The sequence below is a fragment of the Bifidobacterium pseudolongum subsp. globosum genome (genome assembly GCF_000741295.1).
GTDB lineage: Bacteria > Actinomycetota > Actinomycetes > Actinomycetales > Bifidobacteriaceae > Bifidobacterium > Bifidobacterium globosum.
Genome location: NZ_JGZG01000005.1, coordinates 448632 through 466756 on the forward strand (window position 1 = coordinate 448632; position 18125 = coordinate 466756).

Consider the following 18125-nt stretch of genomic DNA (forward strand, 5'->3'; position numbering starts at 1 on the left):
ACCTTTCGCTCGTATGGCAAGGTGGCCATGTTTGACCTCACCAACTATAACCGTATGCCACCCCTGTGGCGAATCGGTGACCGAATGCTGGGGCCAACGGCTCATGGTTCGATGCCGTAGAAGAGGCGGTCGGTGACTTCTCGGGCGCGGCGCATCACGGCGAGGATGTCGTTTTCGAATCGTTGGCCGTGGTTCGCGTCGTAGCCGAGGTAGACGGCGATGCCGCCGAGCGAATACACGTCGGTGGGCAGGATGTCCGCCTGGTTGGCGCGCCCGCTCCACAGGTAGTTACCGTTGCGCGCGTCGGTGCACATCTGCCATGCTTCGCCGAGGGTATCTGCGTCTTCTTCGCAGATCACGCCATCGGCCACGAGCTCGCCCAATGCCGCCGTGGTGGAGTTGACGCGCAGGTCCGGGTCGTTGTGCGCGTGTTGCAGTTGCAGCAGTTGGATGGTCCATTCGACGTCGCTCAACCCGCCTTTGCCGAGTTTGAGGTGCCGTTCGCGGCGCACGCCCCGCGGCAGGCGTTCGGCTTCCATGCGCGCCTTGAGCTTGCGGATCTGCCCGATCTCCTCGTCGGTCAGGGCCCGGTCCGGGTAGCGCAGCGGGTCGGCGATGTGTGTCAGGAAGTCGTTGGCGAGCGCCATGTCGCCGGCTGCGGCGCGTGCGCGCAGCAGGGCTTGGCGTTCCCATGTGCTGGACCATGAGCGGTAGTATTCCTCGCATGACGCGTAGGAGCGCACGAGTGGGCCGTTCTTGCCTTCGGGGCGCAGGTCCATGTCGAGTTCGATCTTCGGTTCGAGGCTGATGGGGCCTTGCACGAGCATGCGCAGTTGTTCCTGGACTTTGCGGGCGAACCGGTTCGCACTCTGGTCGTCGGCGCCGCCGGAGGGGCGGTAGATGATGATGACGTCCGCGTCGGAGCTGAAGTTGACTTCGCGCCCGCCGTAGCGGCCCATCGCGATGATGGCGATGGCCGCGGGCGCCTCCTGCACGTTGTCTTCACGCATTTGGCCGGCGATGGACCAGCGCAGCGCGGCGTCGAGGATCGCGTCATATACGTCGGTCATGCCGTTGAGCATTTCGGGGCCCCAGACGACGCCGCTCATCCAGCCCAGTCCGATGCGTTCGATCTCGTGGCGGCGCAGGGCGCGCAAGGCGGTGGCCGCTTCTTTGGCGGCGTGGGAGTGGCGGTCGATGATCGCCGTGCATTGGGTGTCGAGGCTGGCGCGTGAGCGGGCGTGCAGTTGGGCGTCGTCGCCGAGCCATGTGATAGATTCCAATGATTTGTTGAGTGCGTCACCTAGGTAGCGTGAATTGGACAGTACGTGGCACAGGCGTTGCGCAGCGGACGGCGAGTCGCGCAGGAAGCCGAGGTATTCGTGTTCGCCGCCGAAGTGCTCTTCGAGGGTGCGCCAGTACAGCAGGCCCATGTCGGGGTTCTGCCCTTCCCCGAGCCAGCGCAGGACCGCCGGCAGGAGGATGCGGTTGATCTTCGCGGCGCGTGTCACACCGTCGGTCAGGGCGCGCACATGGCGCAACGCGGCCTGCGGGTCGGCGAACCCGATCGCCTCGTAGCGTTCGAGCGTGGCCTCTTCGCTCAACGCCACCGATTCGTCTGGTGAGGTCGCACTGATCGGCAGCATGGGCCGGTAATAGATGTCGTTGTGCAGGTGGCGCACTTGTTGGCGTGTCTCATCGTAGTGTTCGACGAGCTCCTCGGGGTGCATGTGCACGGCGCGCGCCAGCCGGTGCAGTTCGGGGTTCTGGTTGAGTTCGTCGGTGTTGAGGGTGCGTTTCTTCTCGAGTCCCCCGTCGTTGCCGGCGCCCAGGTCGGGGAACAGGTGGGTGCGTTTGAGCTGCCACATCTGCTGGCGGTGTTCGAGCACGCGTTCGAACCGGTAGTCCCAACTCAACTGCCGTGCCTGCACGCGTGACACATACCCGCCTTCGGACAATGCCTGCAACGCGTTCAGGGTTGAGCGGGTGCGCAATGCGGGATCGGTGCGCCCGTGCACGAGCTGCAGCATCTGCACGGTGAACTCCACGTCGCGCAAGCCACCGCGGCCGAGTTTGATCTCGCGGTCCTTGAGATTGGCGGGGATGAGGTTCTCCACACGTTCACGCATGCGCTGGCAGTCGTTCACGAAATTCTCCCGGCTCGCCGCCGTCCACACGAACGACGATGCCATATCCATGTACTCCTGGCCCAATGCGGCGTCGCCGGCCACGGCGCGCGCTTTGAGCAACGCCTGGAACTCCCAGTTCTGCGCCCACTGCTCATAATAGGCGCGATGCGACTCCAAGCGGCGCACGAGCGGGCCATCCTTGCCTTCGGGGCGCAACGCGCCGTCGATCTGCCACAGGGCGGGTTCGGCCACACCGGCGATCACCGACTGGCAGACGCGTTGCATCATGGTGGCCATCTTGGTGCCCACGCGCGTGAGCACCGTGTTGTCCACATCATCTTGCGCCGGCTCCACCACGTAAATCAGGTCCACGTCCGACACATAGTTGAGTTCTCCCGCGCCAAGCTTGCCCATGCCGATGATCGCGAAGCGCACCATGCTACTGCCCTGCACCTCATGGCGCGCGATCGCGAGCGCCGCCTCCAAGGTGGCGTCGGTCAGGGCGGACAGTTCACGGCTGATCGTGGGTTGGATGTCGATGGGGTCATCGGCCACCACGTCCTGCGCCATGATCGCGGCGAGTTGTTCGCGGTATGCGCGGCGCAGGGCGCTCGCCGCCTGCGCGAGGGGCAGGGAGGATTCCTGCGCTGGCCCGTCACTGCCCGCAGTGCCTGCACTGTCCGCTCCGACCGCGTCGAGTAGTTGCGTGCGGCGTTCGGCGGCGGTGACCATCACGGTGCGGGCCGGGTCGGCGGTGGCCGCCGCGACGAGGTCCGGGCGGGTGCGCATGAGCACGCCGAGCGCATTGGAGGCGCCGAGCACGTCGATGAGCCGTTGCAGTGCGGGCCCGTCGTCCAGGATTGACGTGAGCGGTTCGCCGGGCATCACCTGGATGATGCCGGCGAGGTTGGCGAGCGCGGTGTCGGGGTCGATGCTGTGCGCGAGGCGTGCCAGCAACGCCGGCGGGTCCACACGGCCGCCCGTCTGCTCGCCCAGGGCGTTCAGGCGTTCTTTGGCGCGCCCAATCTCCTGGAATCCCGCATGGATGATGTCTCGGGTGCTCACGGTGTGTGTGCTGTTGGCTTCCATACCGTTCCAATGTACAGGGGTTTGGTGACGCGGCGGGTTACGGGTTCAGGCGAACAGGTCCTGCACGTTCGCCCAGATGCGCCGGGTGACGCACGGATGGTTCATCGTGTACAGGTGGATGCCGTCCACACCGCGGGCCAGCAGGTCGTTGATCTGTTCGGAGGCGTAGAGGATGCCGGCGGTTTTCAACGTGTTCGGGTCGTCCTGCCAACGGTCGAGCAATGTGGCGAGCCGTTCGGGGATCTTCGAGGAGCACATGCCGGCCATGTGGCGTACGGAGCGTGCGTTGACCGGTGGCATGATGCCCGCTTCGATCGGTACGGTGATGCCCGCGGCGCGCGCTTTGTCGAGGAAACGCAGGAAGTCGCTGTTGTCGTAGAACAGTTGCGAGATGAGGTGGGTCGCACCGGCGTCGACCTTGCGTTTGAGGTTGTCGATGTCGTGGTCCAACGTGTCGGCCTGCGGGTGTTTTTCGGGGTAACAGGCGCCGTAGATCTTCATGTCGGGGCGGCGTTCGCGGATGAACGCGGTCAGTTCGTTCGCGTAGTGGAACACGCCGGCCGGTTCACGGTCCGGGTTGCGGTCGCCGCGCAGGGCGAGCACGCCGGCCACCTTCGCCTCGTCGAACATGGCGAGCGCCTCTTCGGCGCTGTCTTCGGTGAGGTATTGGGCGGTCAGGTGCGCCACGGCGGGGATGCCGTATTCGGCGCGCACGGTGTGGGCGATGCGCGCGGTGGCGGTGCGGTCGGCGCTTTTGCCGGTGCCGTAGGTCACGGAGATGAAGTGCGGGCTCAACCCGGTCAATCCGTCGAGCGTGTCGTAGATCGTGCCTACCGGCGCGGTGCGTTTGGGAGGGAACACCTCCAACGAGAAAATGGTCATCGTCGTCTCTCGCTTCTTACGAATGATATGGCATGCGGTCTGGGGGTCTTGCGGCTCGGGCCGTGGACGGGCGTGTCAGATGCGCCCGTCCACGGCCCGAGTTGGGGTCATGTGGTCTGGTGCGGTCACAGGCGTGCGCGCACACGGCGCGCGGCTTCGACCATGTGTTCGAGGCTCGGCCAGGTTTCCGCGTTGCCGCGGGTCTTGAGACCGCAGTCGGGGTTGATCCACACCTTGTCCACGTCCATCTTGTCGAGGATCTCACCGATGCGTTCCTCGATCTCGTCGGTGGAGGGGATGCGCGGGCTGTGGATGTCGTAGACGCCCGGGCCCGCTTCGGTTTCGAACTGTGCGTCATGGATCGCGTCAAGCACCACGAGGTCGCCGCGGGAGGCTTCGAACGAGATCACGTCCGCGTCCATCGCGTCGATGTCCTCGATGATGTCGTTGAACTCCGAATAGCACATGTGCGTGTGGATCTGCGTGGTCGGTTCCACCGCGGAGTGCACCAGACGGAACGCCGGCACCGCCCAGTCGAGGTACTTCGCATGCCAGTCGGAGCGACGCAACGGCAGTTTCTCACGCAGCGCGGCCTCATCGATCTGGATGATCGTGATGCCCGCGTTCTGCAGGTCGAGCACCTCGTCACGAATCGCCAGCGCGAGCTGCTGCGTCTGCTCCTCATTGGAGATGTCCTCACGCGGCCACGACCAGTTGAGGATTGTCACCGGGCCGGTGAGCATGCCCTTCATCGGCTTGTCGGTACGCGACTGCGCGTACGTGCTCCACGCCACGGTGATCGGCTGGGCGCGCGACACGTCGCCCCACACGATCGGCGGTTTGACGCAACGGGTGCCGTAGGACTGCACCCACGCGTTCTTGGTGAACAGGAACCCATTGAGGTTCTGCCCGAAATACTCCACCATGTCGTTGCGTTCGAACTCGCCGTGCACGAGCACGTCCAAGCCGATCCGCTCCTGCTGGCGGATCGCCTCGTCTATCCGGCCACGGATGAACGCGTCGTACTCGTCCTGGCTGATCTCCCCCTTACGCAGGCGCGCACGCTCCGCACGCACCTCCTTGGTCTGCGGGAACGAGCCGATCGTCGTGGTGGGCAGCGCCGGCAGGCCGAGCGCCTCCTTCTGGGCGCGCTGGCGTTCGGCGCGCGCCGGCAGACGCGTGAAGTCGGCGTCGCTCAACGCGGCCAGACGGGCGGCCACGGCCTCGTCGCGCGCCACACGGCTGCCGTCGAACAGCAGCTGGTTGGCTGCGAGCGCACTGGACGCGCGCTTGGCGTCGTCGTCGAGCTCCACCAGGTCGGCGATCTGGCGTACTTCGTCGAGCTTCTCCGCGGCGAACGCAAAATGCTTGAGCACATCCTCGCCGAGTGCCTCTTCACCCTGCGTGCTGAACGGCACATGCAGCAGCGAACAGGCGGAGGCCACGGCCACACGGTCGGTCGTTTGGCGCAGGGCGTCGACCAGGCCGATGCTGGTGGCGTAGTTGTTGCGCCAGATGTTGCGGCCGTTGACCACGCCGGCGAACAGCGTGGTGCGTGCGGCGACGCCATGCTGGTGCACCGCGGCGAGGTTCTCGTCGCGTCCCTCCACCAGGTCGAGGCCCACGCCGTCGAATTCGAACAGCTTCACCGTCTCGTAGATGTCGGCGATATTGCCGAAATATGTGTTGAGCAGGATCTTCACACGGTCTTCGCGGGCCGGCAGGATGCGCGAGTACAGGGCCTTGAACAGGCGCACGTCCGCGTCGCTCTTGTCCATGACGAGATACGGTTCGTCCAGTTGCAGCCACTGGGCGCCCAGATCGGCGAACCGGCGCACGACCTGCGCGTAGACGCCGGCGACCGCGTCGATGAGGCCTTCGTCGATGTCCAGTTCCTGCGCCTCGCTGTTGCGGGCGAGCTTGAGGAACGTGTACGGGCCGATCAGCACGGGCTTGGTCTCATAGCCCAACGCCTTCGCTTCCTCATACTCGTCGAAGGGCTTGCTGCCGTTGAGCTTGACTTCGGTCGCCTCGTCGAACTCCGGCACGAGGTAATGGTAGTTCGTGGTGAACCATTTCTTCATCGGCAGGGCGGTCACGTCGCCGCGCTCCCCCTGGTAGCCGCGCGCCATCGCGAACAGCGTCTCCTCCGGCTCCTTGAACGACAGGCGGCGGTACCGTGCGGGGATCACGTTGAGCAGGATCGCCGTGTCGAGCATCTGGTCGTAGAGGCTGAAATCGTTGCTCGGCAGCAGGTCGATGCCGGCCGCCTGTTCGAGCTTCCAATGCTCGGCGCGCAGTTCACGGCCCACGCCACGCACGTCGTCGAGGGTCGCGTTGCCCTTCCAATACGCTTCGATGATCTTCTTGAGTTCACGGTTCCTGCCCACGCGCGGGAACCCGGAAATCGACGTCAATACGCTCATGATGCCTCCAACAGGGGGTGGTTTCAACTGCAACGTGCTTTACGCTACCAAACAAACCGGTGTGGGACATGCGAAATCTTGCAGGAGGCCATAGCGGTTATTGAGATATCGCCATAACCTGAGCTTATAACGGCGTTCGTATTCGGCCGCCCAGCCTATACCCTGTGGTGGTCAGTCGAAATCCTTGGGGCTGAGCACCGCGATGAGCTCCGCCTCATGCACACCCCATTTGCGCAACGGCGCCTCCGAGCCGAACACGGCCACGCACGCGGTGGACATACCAAGGTTCAACAGGTCGAGCATGCCCGGGTCGCTGCGTTTACCGGCGAGCCACTGGCAGGCCATCGACACGGTGGGCTCATGGCCGAGCACCATGAGGGTATGCCGCTTGTCCTTCGTATTGGCGAGCGCGTCGAACACCGCCTGCATGCCGTCGGCGTACAACGCCTTCGAATAATGCACCTTGGGGTCGTCACCGAACACCTTGAGCATGCGTTCGCACGTCTGACGGGCACGCACTGCGCTCGAACAGTCGATCGCGTCGGGCACGAGCCCCATGCCCTTGAGCCCCTTGGCCACACGTTTGGCTTGCTTGAGCCCTTTGTCGAGCAGGCAGCGTTCAAAATCGCCGTGCGCGTTGAACGGTTCGGTCTTCGCGTGCCGCATCACTAACAGGATGTACTTGTAGTCCTTCGCCTGCTTGGCGATGCTCTTGAGGTTCGAAGCCATTGGCGTTCCCGTCCTTGCTGCGCTTGGGTGGTCGTACTGGAACGCCACTATACCGCATCGCCCGGCGCCGTGGCATCATCCGCCTGCACGGCGCGCACCTGCGCGTCCAGGTCGCGCAGCACCTTGCGCAGTTTGCGGTCGGAGATGTCGCGCAGTTCGAGGTCCTCCCACATGCGTTCGCGTTCCTGCGGGCTCAGGGCGTCGATGTCGCTCGTCGTGTCTTTCGTGGCGCGGTCCTGTTTGCGCAGCGCGTCCACGCCCGGCGCCATGGCCCGCGCCACCACAAGGAACCCGGTATGGCCGATCATCTGGTGATCGGGGCGAATCGCGAGTCCTTGCGCCTTCCAGTTGCGTTCGAGCGTCTCCATGATCTGCGGTTCGGTCCACTGGTTCGAGGCGCGCAACGCCTCGGCGAGTCGGGAGATCTGCGTCGTCGTCGTCACGTATGCGGTGAGCACGCCGCCCGCCGCGAGCACACGCCATGCGGCGTCAAGCCGGTTCCACGGGTCGAGCATGTCGAGCACGATGCGGTCGAACCAGTGTTCCGGCAATCCGGCGGCCCGCGAATCGAAGTCGCCGACGAGCAACGTCCACCACTGCGGGCGCGCCCCATAGTACAGCGTCGCGTTCGCCTCGGCGACGCGCGCGAATTCGGGGCGCAGTTCGATCGTCGTCACCTGCCCGTCGGGGCCGACCGCGTCAAGCAGGTTGAGACTCATCGCGCCCGACCCCGCGCCGGATTCCAGCACGCGCATGCCGGTGCGGATGTCACCGAGCTGGATGACCTGTGCGATGTCCTTGGGGTACATGATCTGCGCGCCGCGCGGCATGGACAGCACGTAGTCCGCCAGCCGCGGGCGCATCACCGTGAATTGCCATCCGCCGATCGCCCGCGTGCCCTTCCACGGTTTGCCCGCATCGCGTTCAGGGTGCTCCGCGTTGATCTGCGCCTCACGTTTCGCGGTCACACTTGTGACGACGCTCCCCTCAAGAGAGCCGATCACGTCGTCGTGCAGAATCAGCCCATGCGAGGTCTGGGTCGACCCGCCCGGCATCAACTGGTCGGTGATCTTGTTCGACTTGCGGTCGGTGAACTGCACCTTCTCCCCTGCCTGCAACGGCCCTCGACGCATGCTGACTCCTTACCGTTCTGTGATGGTTGGCGCGCGGCGGCACACCACCGCCCCAGCTTACACGACCGCGGCACACGCCACGGTGCGGGGCGCCCCTCACCGTGCCACGGCACTCCACCGGCCGTCGTCGTGGCGTACGTGCAGGTCAAGGCCGAACACCGCGCTCAGACGCGCATCGGTGAACCCTTGGCCCAAGGCGCCCGCATACACGATCGTGCCCGGCGCCGGGTCGGCGCCGTCGCCCTGTGCGGCGTGTGCGTCCGCTTCGCTGCCGTTCAAACGCCCCATGATCGCCACATGGTCGAACCCACGTGGAATCTCCTCAAGACGGTGGGTGACGAGCACGACGGTGCGTTCGGGGTCGTCCCGCCCAATCTGCCCCAACGCGCGCAGTGTGATCTCCCGGCCGCCCAAGTCGAGCCCGGTCGTCGGCTCGTCAAGAATCAACAGTTCGGAACGGGCCATGAGCGCGCGGCACAGCATGACCCGCGTGCGTTCGCCTTCCGAAAGCGCGCGCATGGCCTTGCCTTCCAAATAGTCGATGCCGAACCGGCGCATGAGCGCACGCGCCTGCGCATACTCGTCATCGGTGTACTGGTCACGCCAGCGGCCGGTTGTGGCCGTCAGCGACGTGACGACCGCGTCGAGCGGATCCTCGCTGGGCGGGAAGGCGCGGGCGAGTTCCGCGGAACTCAATCCGATGAGATGGCGGTATGAGAACACGTTGGTCTTGCCGAGCCTGCGGCCGAGCACATCGACCGTGCCGCGTGAGGGGAACGCGCGCGTGGCCATCATCTGCACAAGGCTCGATTTGCCGATGCCGTTGGGGCCGAACAGCACCCATTTGCCGCCCCGGGGCACCTCGAGGTCGACCTCGGTGAGGATCGTGCGCCCGTAGCGGCGCAACTCCACGCCCTGCAACCGCAATGCAGCCTGTACGCCCGCCGTGTTCCCGACTGTCATATGCCGCTCCCATCCACCATGGTATTCTCCCAACGCGTATTCTTCCACGGTAGCACGAGCACGAGGGCTAACGTGGAGGTCATGAGTGAATCAACTAAGCCCATTCGCCTGGCTAAAGGCGACACCGCACCGAACTTCGAACTGGAATCCGACGAGTACAAGCACTATGCACTCGCCGATTTCAAGCACAAGAACATTGTGCTGTATTTCTACCCGCAGGCCATGAGCTCGTACTGCACCACCGAGGCCTGCGACTTCCGTGACAATCTCAACCGCATCGAGGCCGCCGGCTACACCGTGATCGGCGTGTCGGGTGACGATGTGCGCCCGCTGCAGGAGTTCCGCGAGAAGGAACACCTCAACTTCGTGCTGCTGTCCGACCCCGAATACGAGGTCCACAAGCTCTACGGCACCGTTGAGGAGTCGGAGAAGGACGGCAAGCGCGCATACACGCCGATCCGTTCCACCTTCATCATCAATGGCGACGGCACAATCGAAGACGCCGAATACGACGTCGACTACAAGGGCCACGTCGACCGTGTGCTCGCCAAGCTCGAAGCGCTCAAGTGATGCGCCACCGGTGACGGTGCATCACGCCCGTCACCACGGCTGACCAACTACGATGGCCGGCTCCCCCGCTGCTGAGAGGAGCCGGCCATCGGTCGGTTATGGGGCCGACCGGTCAGACAGCGGTGCCGTTCTGGTCCAGGTTCGGGTTGTTCTTGGGGTCTCCGGCCGTGAAGAACAGGCTCACCACGCCTGCACCGAAGACGGCGGCGATGGTGATGATGGACCACATGGGGCGGTTCGGGATCCACATGACGACGAAGAACAGGATCGCCGAAACCACGATGAGCACCCACGACACCACACGGAACCATTGGCGCACCGAATGGGGTGCACGCAGCACCTGCGGCGGGTCGAAATTGTCTGGATCGGTGTCCATCGCCACTTCCTCGGCGTGCTCGAGTTCACTGCTCGTCGGCTTCCACGGGCCGCTCTTGCCTTCCTTGAGCCGCCTGGACTTCTCCTGAAGCGCGTACTCGTCGATCATGCCGGAGCGGCCACGGCCACGGGTCTGGTCGTACTGGTCCGGCACCCCGTTCTTGTTCTTGGAACGGCGTTCCGCTCGGTTGGGCATTGTTCCCTCCTTGATACCTCGATTGCTGCGCATGCACACAGCCACGGTTTTTACTGTACTGCATGCGCAAGGCGCGCCATCCCGGTTCAGCGGCGCGGCAAAGCCATCGGGCGTTCCGAAGCCACGATCGGTGACGGCAGTTCGGTGGAGCCCATCAGGTACTGGTCCACGGCGGCGGCGCACGAACGGCCTTCCGCGATGGCCCACACCACGAGGCTCTGGCCGCGTCCGGCGTCACCACAGGCAAAGACGCCGTCCTGCGACGTGGCGTAGGCGTCGTCACGCGCCACATTGCCACGGTTGTCGAGTTCGACCGGCAATTGGTCCACGAGCGTCGTGGTGTCCGGATGCAGGAAGCCGACCGAAATGAGCACGAGGTCGGCGGGCAGCACACGTTCCGTCCCGGGCTGTCGGGTGAACGGACCATCCTCCCCCGGCGCCACCGACACCACCTTGAGGCCGGTCACATGGCCTTGTGCGTCGGCCACGAACCCTTCGGCCTGCGTGCCGTGTTCGACGCTGATGCGCGCCTCCTGCTCCGGCGTGCCTTCAAAGCTCACGGAATCGGTGTTGTAGATGTATTCGCCGCCCTCTTCCATCGACGAGGTCTTCTGGTACAGGCGCGCGAACGTGGGCCATGGCTGGTTGTCGGGGCGGCTCGTGGGCTCCTGCGGCATGATCTGGAGCACCGTCACGTCCTTGGCGCCTTGGCGGATCGACGTGCCCAGGCAGTCCGAACCGGTGTCGCCGCCGCCGATGATCACGACATGCTTGCCTTCGGCGGTGATGTCGTGCACCGGCTGCTTGCCGTAGAAGCGGCGCGTGGCGTCCGGTAGGAACTCCATGGCGAAATGGATGCCATCGAGCTGGCGGCCGGGGATGTTCATGTCGCGCGGCACCGTGGAGCCGATCGCCACGACGACCGCGTCATAGCTGGCGCGCAGCGCGTCCCACGAAATATCCTTGCCCACCTCGGTGTTGGTGCGGAACCTGGTGCCTTCGGCCTTCATCTGCTCCACACGGCGGTCGATGAGCCCCTTGTCGAGCTTGAAGTTCGGAATGCCGTAACGCATCAGGCCGCCGATCTCGTCATCACGTTCGAACACGACAACGGTGTGGCCGGTACGCGTCAGCTGCTGGGCGCACGCCAGACCGGCCGGCCCCGATCCGACGACCGCGACCGTCTGGCCGCTGAGACGCTCCGGTGGCAACGGCTTGACATAGTCGAGCTCCCACGCCTGGTCGATCGCGGTGACCTCGTCGAGCTTAATCATCGTGGGCGGCTGGTGGATGCCCAGCACGCACGACGATTCGCACAGGGCCGGGCAGATGCGGCCGGTGACCTCGGGGAAGTTGTTCGTCATCGACAGGCGGTTGTATGCCTCGAGCCACTGGCCCTGGCGCACCAGGTCGTTCCATTCGGGAATGAGGTTGCCCAACGGGCAGCCCGACATGCAGAACGGCGTGCCGCAATCCATGCAGCGTGCCGCCTGTTCCTGTGTCCAGCTTTGCAAGCCGGATTCGGCATGCACGTCCAGCCAATCCTTGATGCGTTCCTCGACGGGGCGTTCGGCTAGTTCGTGACGTGTGCGGACCTTGAGAAAACCACGTGGATCACCCATGTCAGCGCGCTCCTTCCATAACGTGCTCGTAAGTCTGCTCCCAGACTCCAGGCTCATTGAAATCGATATGTTCCCGCTTGGCCTCCTCCATGGCGTGCGTCATCGCCACGAACTGCTTGGGAACCATGTGGGTGAAGCGGGTCTTCGCGTTGTCCCAATCGTCAAGCAGCGACTGGGCGAAGCCCGAACCGGTCTCCTGGGCATGGCGTTCGACGAGGGCGCGCACCACCGGTTCGCTTGTCTCGTCGAGCGGGCCGAAGCGCAGCGCGCCGGCCGCGGATTCGGGGTTCACCTTGTCCATGTCGAGGTCGAGCACGAAGACATGGCCGCCGGAGAAACCCGCGCCGAGGTTGCGGCCTGTGGGGCCGAGGATGACGACGGTGCCGCCGGTCATGTATTCGCAGCCGTGGTCGCCCACGCCTTCGACGACGAACGTGGCGCCCCCGTTGCGCACGCCGAAGCGTTCGCCTGCGCGTCCTGCCACGAACATCTCACCGGTCGTGGCGCCGAAGCCCAGCACGTTGCCGGCGATCACGTTCGCATGCGTGTCATAGGTCACGTCGGCGGGAGCGCTGATCACGATGCGGCCGCCCGACAGGCCCTTGCCCGCGTAGTCGTTGACTTCGCCCACCACGCGGATCGTCTCGCCGCGCGGGATGAACGCGCCGATCGACTGGCCGCCGGTGCCGGTGAACGTCATGTCGATCGTGTCGTCCGGCAGGCCCTCACCGCCGTAGCGGCGGGTGATCTCGTAGCCGAGCATCGTGCCGAGCGTGCGGTTCACGTTGCGGATGTCCATCGCGATCTGCACACGCTCGCCATGCTCGAGGGCCGGCTGCGCCTGGGCGATGAGCTCGTTGTCGAGTGCCTTGTCGAGTTCATGGTTCTGTTCGATCGTCTTGTGCAGGATCGTGCCGGGCACCGGGCCGGGCTGCATGAGCACATTCGACAGGTCGATGCCTTCGGACTTCCAGCGGCGCACCGCCTCGTTCTGGTCGAGGCACTCCACGTGGCCCACGGCCTCCTCGAGTGTGCGGAAGCCGAGCTGGGCGAGGATCTCGCGCACCTCTTCAGCGATGAACATCATGAAGTTGATCACATGCTCCGGTTTGCCGGTGTAGCGGGCGCGCAATTCCGGGTCCTGTGTGGCGATGCCCTGCGGGCACGTGTTCTTCTGGCATGCGCGCATCATCACGCAGCCTTCGACCATCAGGGCCGTGGTAGCGAATCCGAACTCCTCGGCGCCCAGCAGCGCGGCGATCACCACGTCGCGGCCCGTCTTGAGCTCGCCGTCGCACTGCACGGTCACGCGCGAACGCAGGCCGTTGAGCACGAGCGTCTGCTGGGTTTCGGACAGGCCGATCTCCCACGGCGTGCCCGCGTGGCGGATCGCGTTGAGCGGTGCCGCGCCGGTGCCGCCGTCATAGCCGGAGATCAGCACCACGTCGGCATGGCACTTCGCCACGCCCGCGGCGATTGTGCCGACGCCGAACTCGGAGACGAGCTTGACGTGGATGCGCGCCTTCGGGTTTGACATCTTCGCGTCGTTGATGAGCTGCTTGAGGTCCTCGATCGAATAGATGTCGTGGTGCGGCGGCGGCGAGATCAGCTCGACGCCCGGCGTGGCGTGGCGCACCTTGGCGATCCACGGCGGCACCTTCGCGCCGGGCAGATGGCCGCCCTCACCGGGCTTGGCGCCTTGGGCGAGCTTGATCTGCAGGTCCGTGGCGTGCACCAGGTAGTCGCTCGTCACGCCGAAGCGCGCCGAGGCGATCTGCTTGATCTTGCTGCACAGCAGCGGGTCGTTGAGGCGTTCGGTCGATTCGCCGCCCTCGCCGGAGTTCGAGCGCGCGCCGATCGAGTTCATCGCGATCGCGAGCGTCTCATGCGCTTCCTTCGAGATGGAGCCGTAGCTCATCGCGCCGGTCGAGAAGCGCTTGACGATCTCGGTGGCCGGTTCGACCTCGTCGATGCTGATCGGTTCACGCGGCGAATCGAACTTCATCAGGCCGCGCAGCGTCATGAGGCGGTGCGACGTGTCGTCGATGTGGTGTGTGTACTGCTTGAACATCGCGTAGTCGCCGCGCTGCGTGGACTGCTGCAGCAGGAAAATCGCCTCGGGGTCGTTGAGGTGCTCCTCGCCGGTGCGGCGCCACTTGTAGTCGCCGCCGGTGCGCAGGTTGCGGTGCGGCGTGGCGGTCCACTGGTTCGGATAGGCCACACGGTGGCGGATCGCCACCTCTTCCGCCAGATCGTCAAGGCCACAGCCCGCGACACGCGAGACGGTGCCGGTGAAGTAGTCGTCGATCACCGCGTCGTCGAGGCCGACGGCCTCGAACAGCTGGGCGCCACGATAGCTCATGATCGTCGAGACGCCCATCTTGCTCATGATCTTGAGCACACCGGTCGACAGCGCGTTGCGCAGGTTGGCGATGGCCTTCTCCTCGCCGACCGTCAGGAAGCCGTCACGGGCCAGGTCCTCGACGGATTCGAACGCGAGGTACGGGTTGACGGCGGCCGCGCCGTAGGCGATGAGCAATGCCACGTGGTGGATCTCGCGCACATCGCCGGCTTCGACGACCATCGAGATCTGCGTGCGCGTCTGGCGGCGCAGCAGGTGGTGCTGCACGGCCGAGGTGAGCAGGAGCGACGGGATCGGCGCCATCATGTGGTTCGAATCGCGGTCGGACAGGATCAGGAAGTTCTTGCCGTCTTCGATGGCCGCGTCGATCTCGGCGAAGATCTCATTGAGGCGCTCACGCAGGGCGTCGCCGCCACCGGTGACCTGGTACAGGCCCTTGACGGTGTAAGGGCGGTAGTAGCCGTCGAGCTGCGCCGCGCGGTCGAGGCGCTTGAGCTGCGCCATCTCGTCCGAGGTGATGACCGGCTGTTCAATGAGGATCTTCTTGGCGTGCAGCGCGCAGTCGTCGAGCAGGTTCGGCTCGGGGCCGATCGCGGACTCCACCGAGGTGACGATCTTCTCACGCTCCCAGTCGAGCGGCGGGTTGGTGACCTGCGCGAACTTCTGCGTGAAGTAGTCGAACAGCATGCGGCTGCGGCCGGACAGCACCGACATCGGGGTGTCGTTGCCCATTGAGCCCAACGGTTCCTTGCCGGTGTTCGCCATCGGCAGGAGCACCATCTTGAGTTCTTCCTGCGTGTAGCCGAATGCGCGCTGGCGGCGGTGCACCGACTGGTTCGAATGGCTCACATGTTCGCGGGCGGGCAGTTCGGCCATGCTCACCGTGTTGCCTTCGACCCACTCGCGGTACGGGTGCTGCGTGGCCAGATCGTGCTTGATCTCCTCGTCGGGCACCATGCGCCCCTGCTCGATGTCGATGAGGAACATGCGGCCCGGCTCCAAGCGGCCCTTGCTGACAATATGCTCGTCGCCCACCTGCGGCAGCACGCCCGCCTCGGAGGCGAGCACCACATAGCCTTCGTCGTCGATCTGCCAACGGCCCGGGCGGAACCCGTTGCGGTCGAGCAGCGCGCCGACGATCGCGCCATCGGTGAACACGAGGTCGGCGGGGCCGTCCCACGGTTCGATGAGCGTGTTGTTGTACTCATAGAACGCGCGCACATCGGGGTCGAGCTCGGTGTTCTTCTCCCATGCCGGCGGCACCATCATCAAAATGGCGTGCGGCAGCGAACGGCCGGCGAGATTGAGCAGTTCCAGCACTTCGTCGAACGTGCCCGAATCCGAATATCCCGGTGTCAGGATCGGCAGCAGCTCGTCCATGTCGCCCAACAGGTCGGACTTGAGGCGGCCCTGACGGGCGGTGAACCAGTTGCGGTTGCCTTGGATCGTGTTGATTTCGCCGTTGTGGGCGAGCATGCGGAACGGCTGGGCGAGCGGCCACGAGGGGAACGTGTTCGTCGAGAAGCGCGAATGCACGGTGGCGACGGTCGTCTTCATGCGCTCATCGGACAGGTCCGGGAAGAACGGCTTGAGCTGCATCGTGGTGAGCATGCCCTTGTAGGTGATCGTGCGGCTCGACAGCGAGGCGAAATACACGCCGACCTCATGTTCGGCGCGCTTGCGCACATGGTAGACACGGCGGTCCAGATCGATGCCGGCCAACTCGCCTTTCGGATCGGCGAGCACGAGCGTCTTGAACGCCGGCATGCTCGCGAGCGCCTGCAGGCCCAGCCCGTTGGGGTCGGTGGGCACGGTGCGCCAGGCGAGCACGTCGAGCCCTTCTTCGTTGGCGATGGTGGTGATGGCCTGTTCCTGACGGCCCGACGCGGCAATGTCACGGTCGAGGAACGCGATGCCGGCCGCGTAATGCCCTGCCTCGGGCAGGTCGGCGTCGATGGTGGCGCGCATGAACTCGTCGGGCATGGCCATGAGGATGCCGGCGCCGTCGCCGGTGTTCTCCTCGGCGCCGACGGCACCGCGGTGGTTGAGATTCACCAGCACCTCGATGGCGTCGTCAACGATTTTGCGTTCCGGCTTTCCATTGAGGGTGGTGACCATGCCTACACCGCAGGCGTCATGCTCGGAACTGGGGTCGTACATGCCTTCCGGGCGATGAACCGTCAAATCTAGCGGGGTTCCAAACGTCACCGCGATCACCTCTCTCTGCACAGGGAATGCCCGTTCCCTACTGAAGTTGCCAACACAGGGCACCAACCACCGGCATGCATCCACGCTGTGGTGTCCGGCAGCCGAAATGGCCGCCATGCACGCATGGGGGCCAACCTTGCCTTGAGCATTCTAGGGGGCCGAATATTTCGGTTGTATGTCGAACGCCCATGAACGGGAAAAGTGATTCACATAGTGAGAACAATGCCGCCGATGGCCATGTGCCGGCGTATCGGTCAGTGCAGCACGGCGCTGAACACGCGTTGGATCACGGTGTCGTTGAGCAGGCGGCCGCGCAGTGTAGGGGTGATCCGCCCCTGCGTGCAAGTGACGAGCCCGTCGCCGGTCAGTGCATGGACGACTGGTGCGAGGTCGGTGCCGGTGCGCGCTTGCACGGCCTGCAGGTCAAGGCCTTCGCGCAGACGCAGGCCGAGCATGATGGTCTCTTCGAGGTCTGCCTGCGGGTCGATCGACTCGTGGTCGGCGAACGGCACCTGCCCTTCGTTGATCTGCTGCCCCCAGCGCCGTGGGTGCAGCGTGTCCCATGCGCGTACGGCGCGCCCTCCCCCGCCATCGTCGCCGCCGGCGGGCAGCCGGTAGTGGCTGTGTGCGCCGGGGCCGATGCCCGCCCAGTCCACATTGCGCCAATAGCCCAGATTGTGCCTGCTTTCGTGCCCGGGGGCGGCCCAGTTGGAGATCTCGTACCACTCGAGCCCGACCGCTTGCGCCATGGCATCGACGATCTCGTATTTCGCCGCTTCGTCGTCATCGTCTGGTTTGGGCAGCGTGCCGGCGGCGATGCGCCGGCCCATGGCCGTCGTGGGTTCCACGGTGAGCGCGTAGGCGGACAGGTGGAGCACGCCCAGGTCGAGCGCCGAGCGCACGCTCGTGCGCCAGTCGTCGAGGCTCTCCCCCGGCGCTCCATAGATAAGGTCGACGCTCGCGTCAAGCCCGGCGGCCTGTGCGGCCCGAACACCGCGCGTCACATGCGCGGGCGTGTGGGTGCGGTCCAAGGTGCGCAACACGTGCGGCACCGCGGATTGCATGCCGAACGAGATGCGCGTGAACCCGCCTGCGGCGAGCCGGTCGATGGCCGTTTCGTCCACGGTGTCGGGGTTCGCTTCGGTCGTGATCTCCGCACCCGGCGCGATGCCCCACAACGTGCGGATGCGCTCCACGAGGAAGACCAGGTCGTCCGGCGACAGCACGGTCGGCGTGCCGCCGCCGAAGAACACGGTCGAGGCGGCGGGTTCGGCGATGCCGTACGCGCACTGCCAGTCATACACCAGTTCCATCTCGCGGGCGGCCATGCGCGCGTAGTTGGCGCGCGACGCGCCCGCACCCAGGTCGGATGCGGTGTAAGTGTTGAAATCGCAGTAGCCGCAACGCCGCAGGCAGAACGGCACATGCACGTAGACTTCGA

11 protein-coding genes are annotated in these 18125 nt (G+C 65.2%); 1 reads left to right on the forward strand and 10 read right to left on the reverse strand.

All coding sequences use genetic code 11. The features are described 5' to 3' along the window. Nucleotides 1–101: 101 nt before the first annotated feature. The 6 genes from BPSG_RS04200 to BPSG_RS04225 form a co-directional block, all read right to left on the reverse strand. Nucleotides 102–3218 (reverse strand): bifunctional [glutamine synthetase] adenylyltransferase/[glutamine synthetase]-adenylyl-L-tyrosine phosphorylase, encoded by a 3117-nt coding sequence (locus BPSG_RS04200; protein WP_026643109.1) that lies wholly within the window; start codon nt 3216–3218, stop codon nt 102–104. A 45-nt stretch (nt 3219–3263) separates the two neighbouring features. Next, nucleotides 3264–4124 (reverse strand): methylenetetrahydrofolate reductase [NAD(P)H], encoded by an 861-nt coding sequence (gene metF / locus BPSG_RS04205; RefSeq protein WP_257467799.1) that lies wholly within the window; start codon nt 4122–4124, stop codon nt 3264–3266. 101 nt (nt 4125–4225) lie between these two features. After that, complete coding sequence (metE, locus tag BPSG_RS04210) at nt 4226–6526, reverse strand: 5-methyltetrahydropteroyltriglutamate--homocysteine S-methyltransferase (protein ID WP_026643111.1); 2301 nt, start codon at nt 6524–6526, stop codon at nt 4226–4228. Nucleotides 6527–6697: 171 nt separating this feature from the next. Beyond that, the gene (locus BPSG_RS04215; RefSeq protein WP_026643112.1) at nt 6698–7255 is read right to left on the reverse strand and encodes a SixA phosphatase family protein; all 558 of its coding nucleotides are present in this window, start codon (nt 7253–7255) and stop codon (nt 6698–6700) included. 47 nt (nt 7256–7302) lie between these two features. After that, nucleotides 7303–8388 carry a tRNA (adenine-N1)-methyltransferase gene (locus tag BPSG_RS04220; protein WP_026643113.1) on the reverse strand — a complete coding sequence of 362 codons (1086 nt, stop codon included), beginning with the start codon at nt 8386–8388 and terminating at the stop codon, nt 7303–7305. 96 nt (nt 8389–8484) lie between these two features. Beyond that, complete coding sequence (locus BPSG_RS04225; protein WP_026643114.1) at nt 8485–9351, reverse strand: ABC transporter ATP-binding protein; 867 nt, start codon at nt 9349–9351, stop codon at nt 8485–8487. An 81-nt stretch (nt 9352–9432) separates the two neighbouring features. On the opposite strand from BPSG_RS04225, the gene BPSG_RS04230 reads away from it, so the two are divergent. Beyond that, on the forward strand, nt 9433–9921 hold the full coding sequence (locus BPSG_RS04230; RefSeq protein WP_026643115.1) for a peroxiredoxin: 489 nt from the start codon (nt 9433–9435) through the stop codon (nt 9919–9921). A gap of 112 nt (nt 9922–10033) precedes the next feature. Here the strand turns inward: BPSG_RS04230 and BPSG_RS04235 are convergent, their stop codons facing one another. The 4 genes from BPSG_RS04235 to hemW all read right to left on the reverse strand — a co-directional run bounded on the left by BPSG_RS04235 (nt 10034) and on the right by hemW (nt 18108). Further along, nucleotides 10034–10492, reverse strand: coding sequence for a tripartite tricarboxylate transporter TctB family protein (locus BPSG_RS04235; RefSeq protein ID WP_026643116.1), 459 nt, complete (start codon nt 10490–10492; stop codon nt 10034–10036). An 86-nt stretch (nt 10493–10578) separates the two neighbouring features. After that, nucleotides 10579–12114: a glutamate synthase subunit beta gene (locus BPSG_RS04240; protein WP_026643117.1), complete on the reverse strand. Its 1536-nt coding sequence runs from the start codon at nt 12112–12114 to the stop codon at nt 10579–10581. A 1-nt stretch (nt 12115) separates the two neighbouring features. Next, the gene (gene gltB, locus BPSG_RS04245; protein ID WP_051591924.1) at nt 12116–16636 is read right to left on the reverse strand and encodes a glutamate synthase large subunit; all 4521 of its coding nucleotides are present in this window, start codon (nt 16634–16636) and stop codon (nt 12116–12118) included. Nucleotides 16637–16938: 302 nt separating this feature from the next. Continuing rightward, nucleotides 16939–18108, reverse strand: coding sequence for a radical SAM family heme chaperone HemW (hemW, locus tag BPSG_RS04250; RefSeq protein WP_026643119.1), 1170 nt, complete (start codon nt 18106–18108; stop codon nt 16939–16941). Nucleotides 18109–18125 lie beyond the last annotated feature (17 nt).

Bases quoted from the DNA above. Each gene is read 5' to 3' on its own strand.
- BPSG_RS04200 (WP_026643109.1), bottom strand. From the start codon at position 3,218: ATGGAAGCCAACAGCACACACACCGTGAGCACCCGAGACATCATCCAT.
- BPSG_RS04220 (WP_026643113.1), bottom strand. From the start codon at position 8,388: ATGCGTCGAGGGCCGTTGCAGGCAGGGGAGAAGGTGCAGTTCACCGAC.
- BPSG_RS04235 (WP_026643116.1), bottom strand. From the start codon at position 10,492: ATGCCCAACCGAGCGGAACGCCGTTCCAAGAACAAGAACGGGGTGCCG.
- metE (WP_026643111.1), bottom strand. From the start codon at position 6,526: ATGAGCGTATTGACGTCGATTTCCGGGTTCCCGCGCGTGGGCAGGAAC.
- BPSG_RS04230 (WP_026643115.1), top strand. From the start codon at position 9,433: ATGAGTGAATCAACTAAGCCCATTCGCCTGGCTAAAGGCGACACCGCA.
- BPSG_RS04240 (WP_026643117.1), bottom strand. From the start codon at position 12,114: ATGGGTGATCCACGTGGTTTTCTCAAGGTCCGCACACGTCACGAACTA.
- gltB (WP_051591924.1), bottom strand. From the start codon at position 16,636: ATGTACGACCCCAGTTCCGAGCATGACGCCTGCGGTGTAGGCATGGTC.
- BPSG_RS04225 (WP_026643114.1), bottom strand. From the start codon at position 9,351: ATGACAGTCGGGAACACGGCGGGCGTACAGGCTGCATTGCGGTTGCAG.
- BPSG_RS04215 (WP_026643112.1), bottom strand. From the start codon at position 7,255: ATGGCTTCGAACCTCAAGAGCATCGCCAAGCAGGCGAAGGACTACAAG.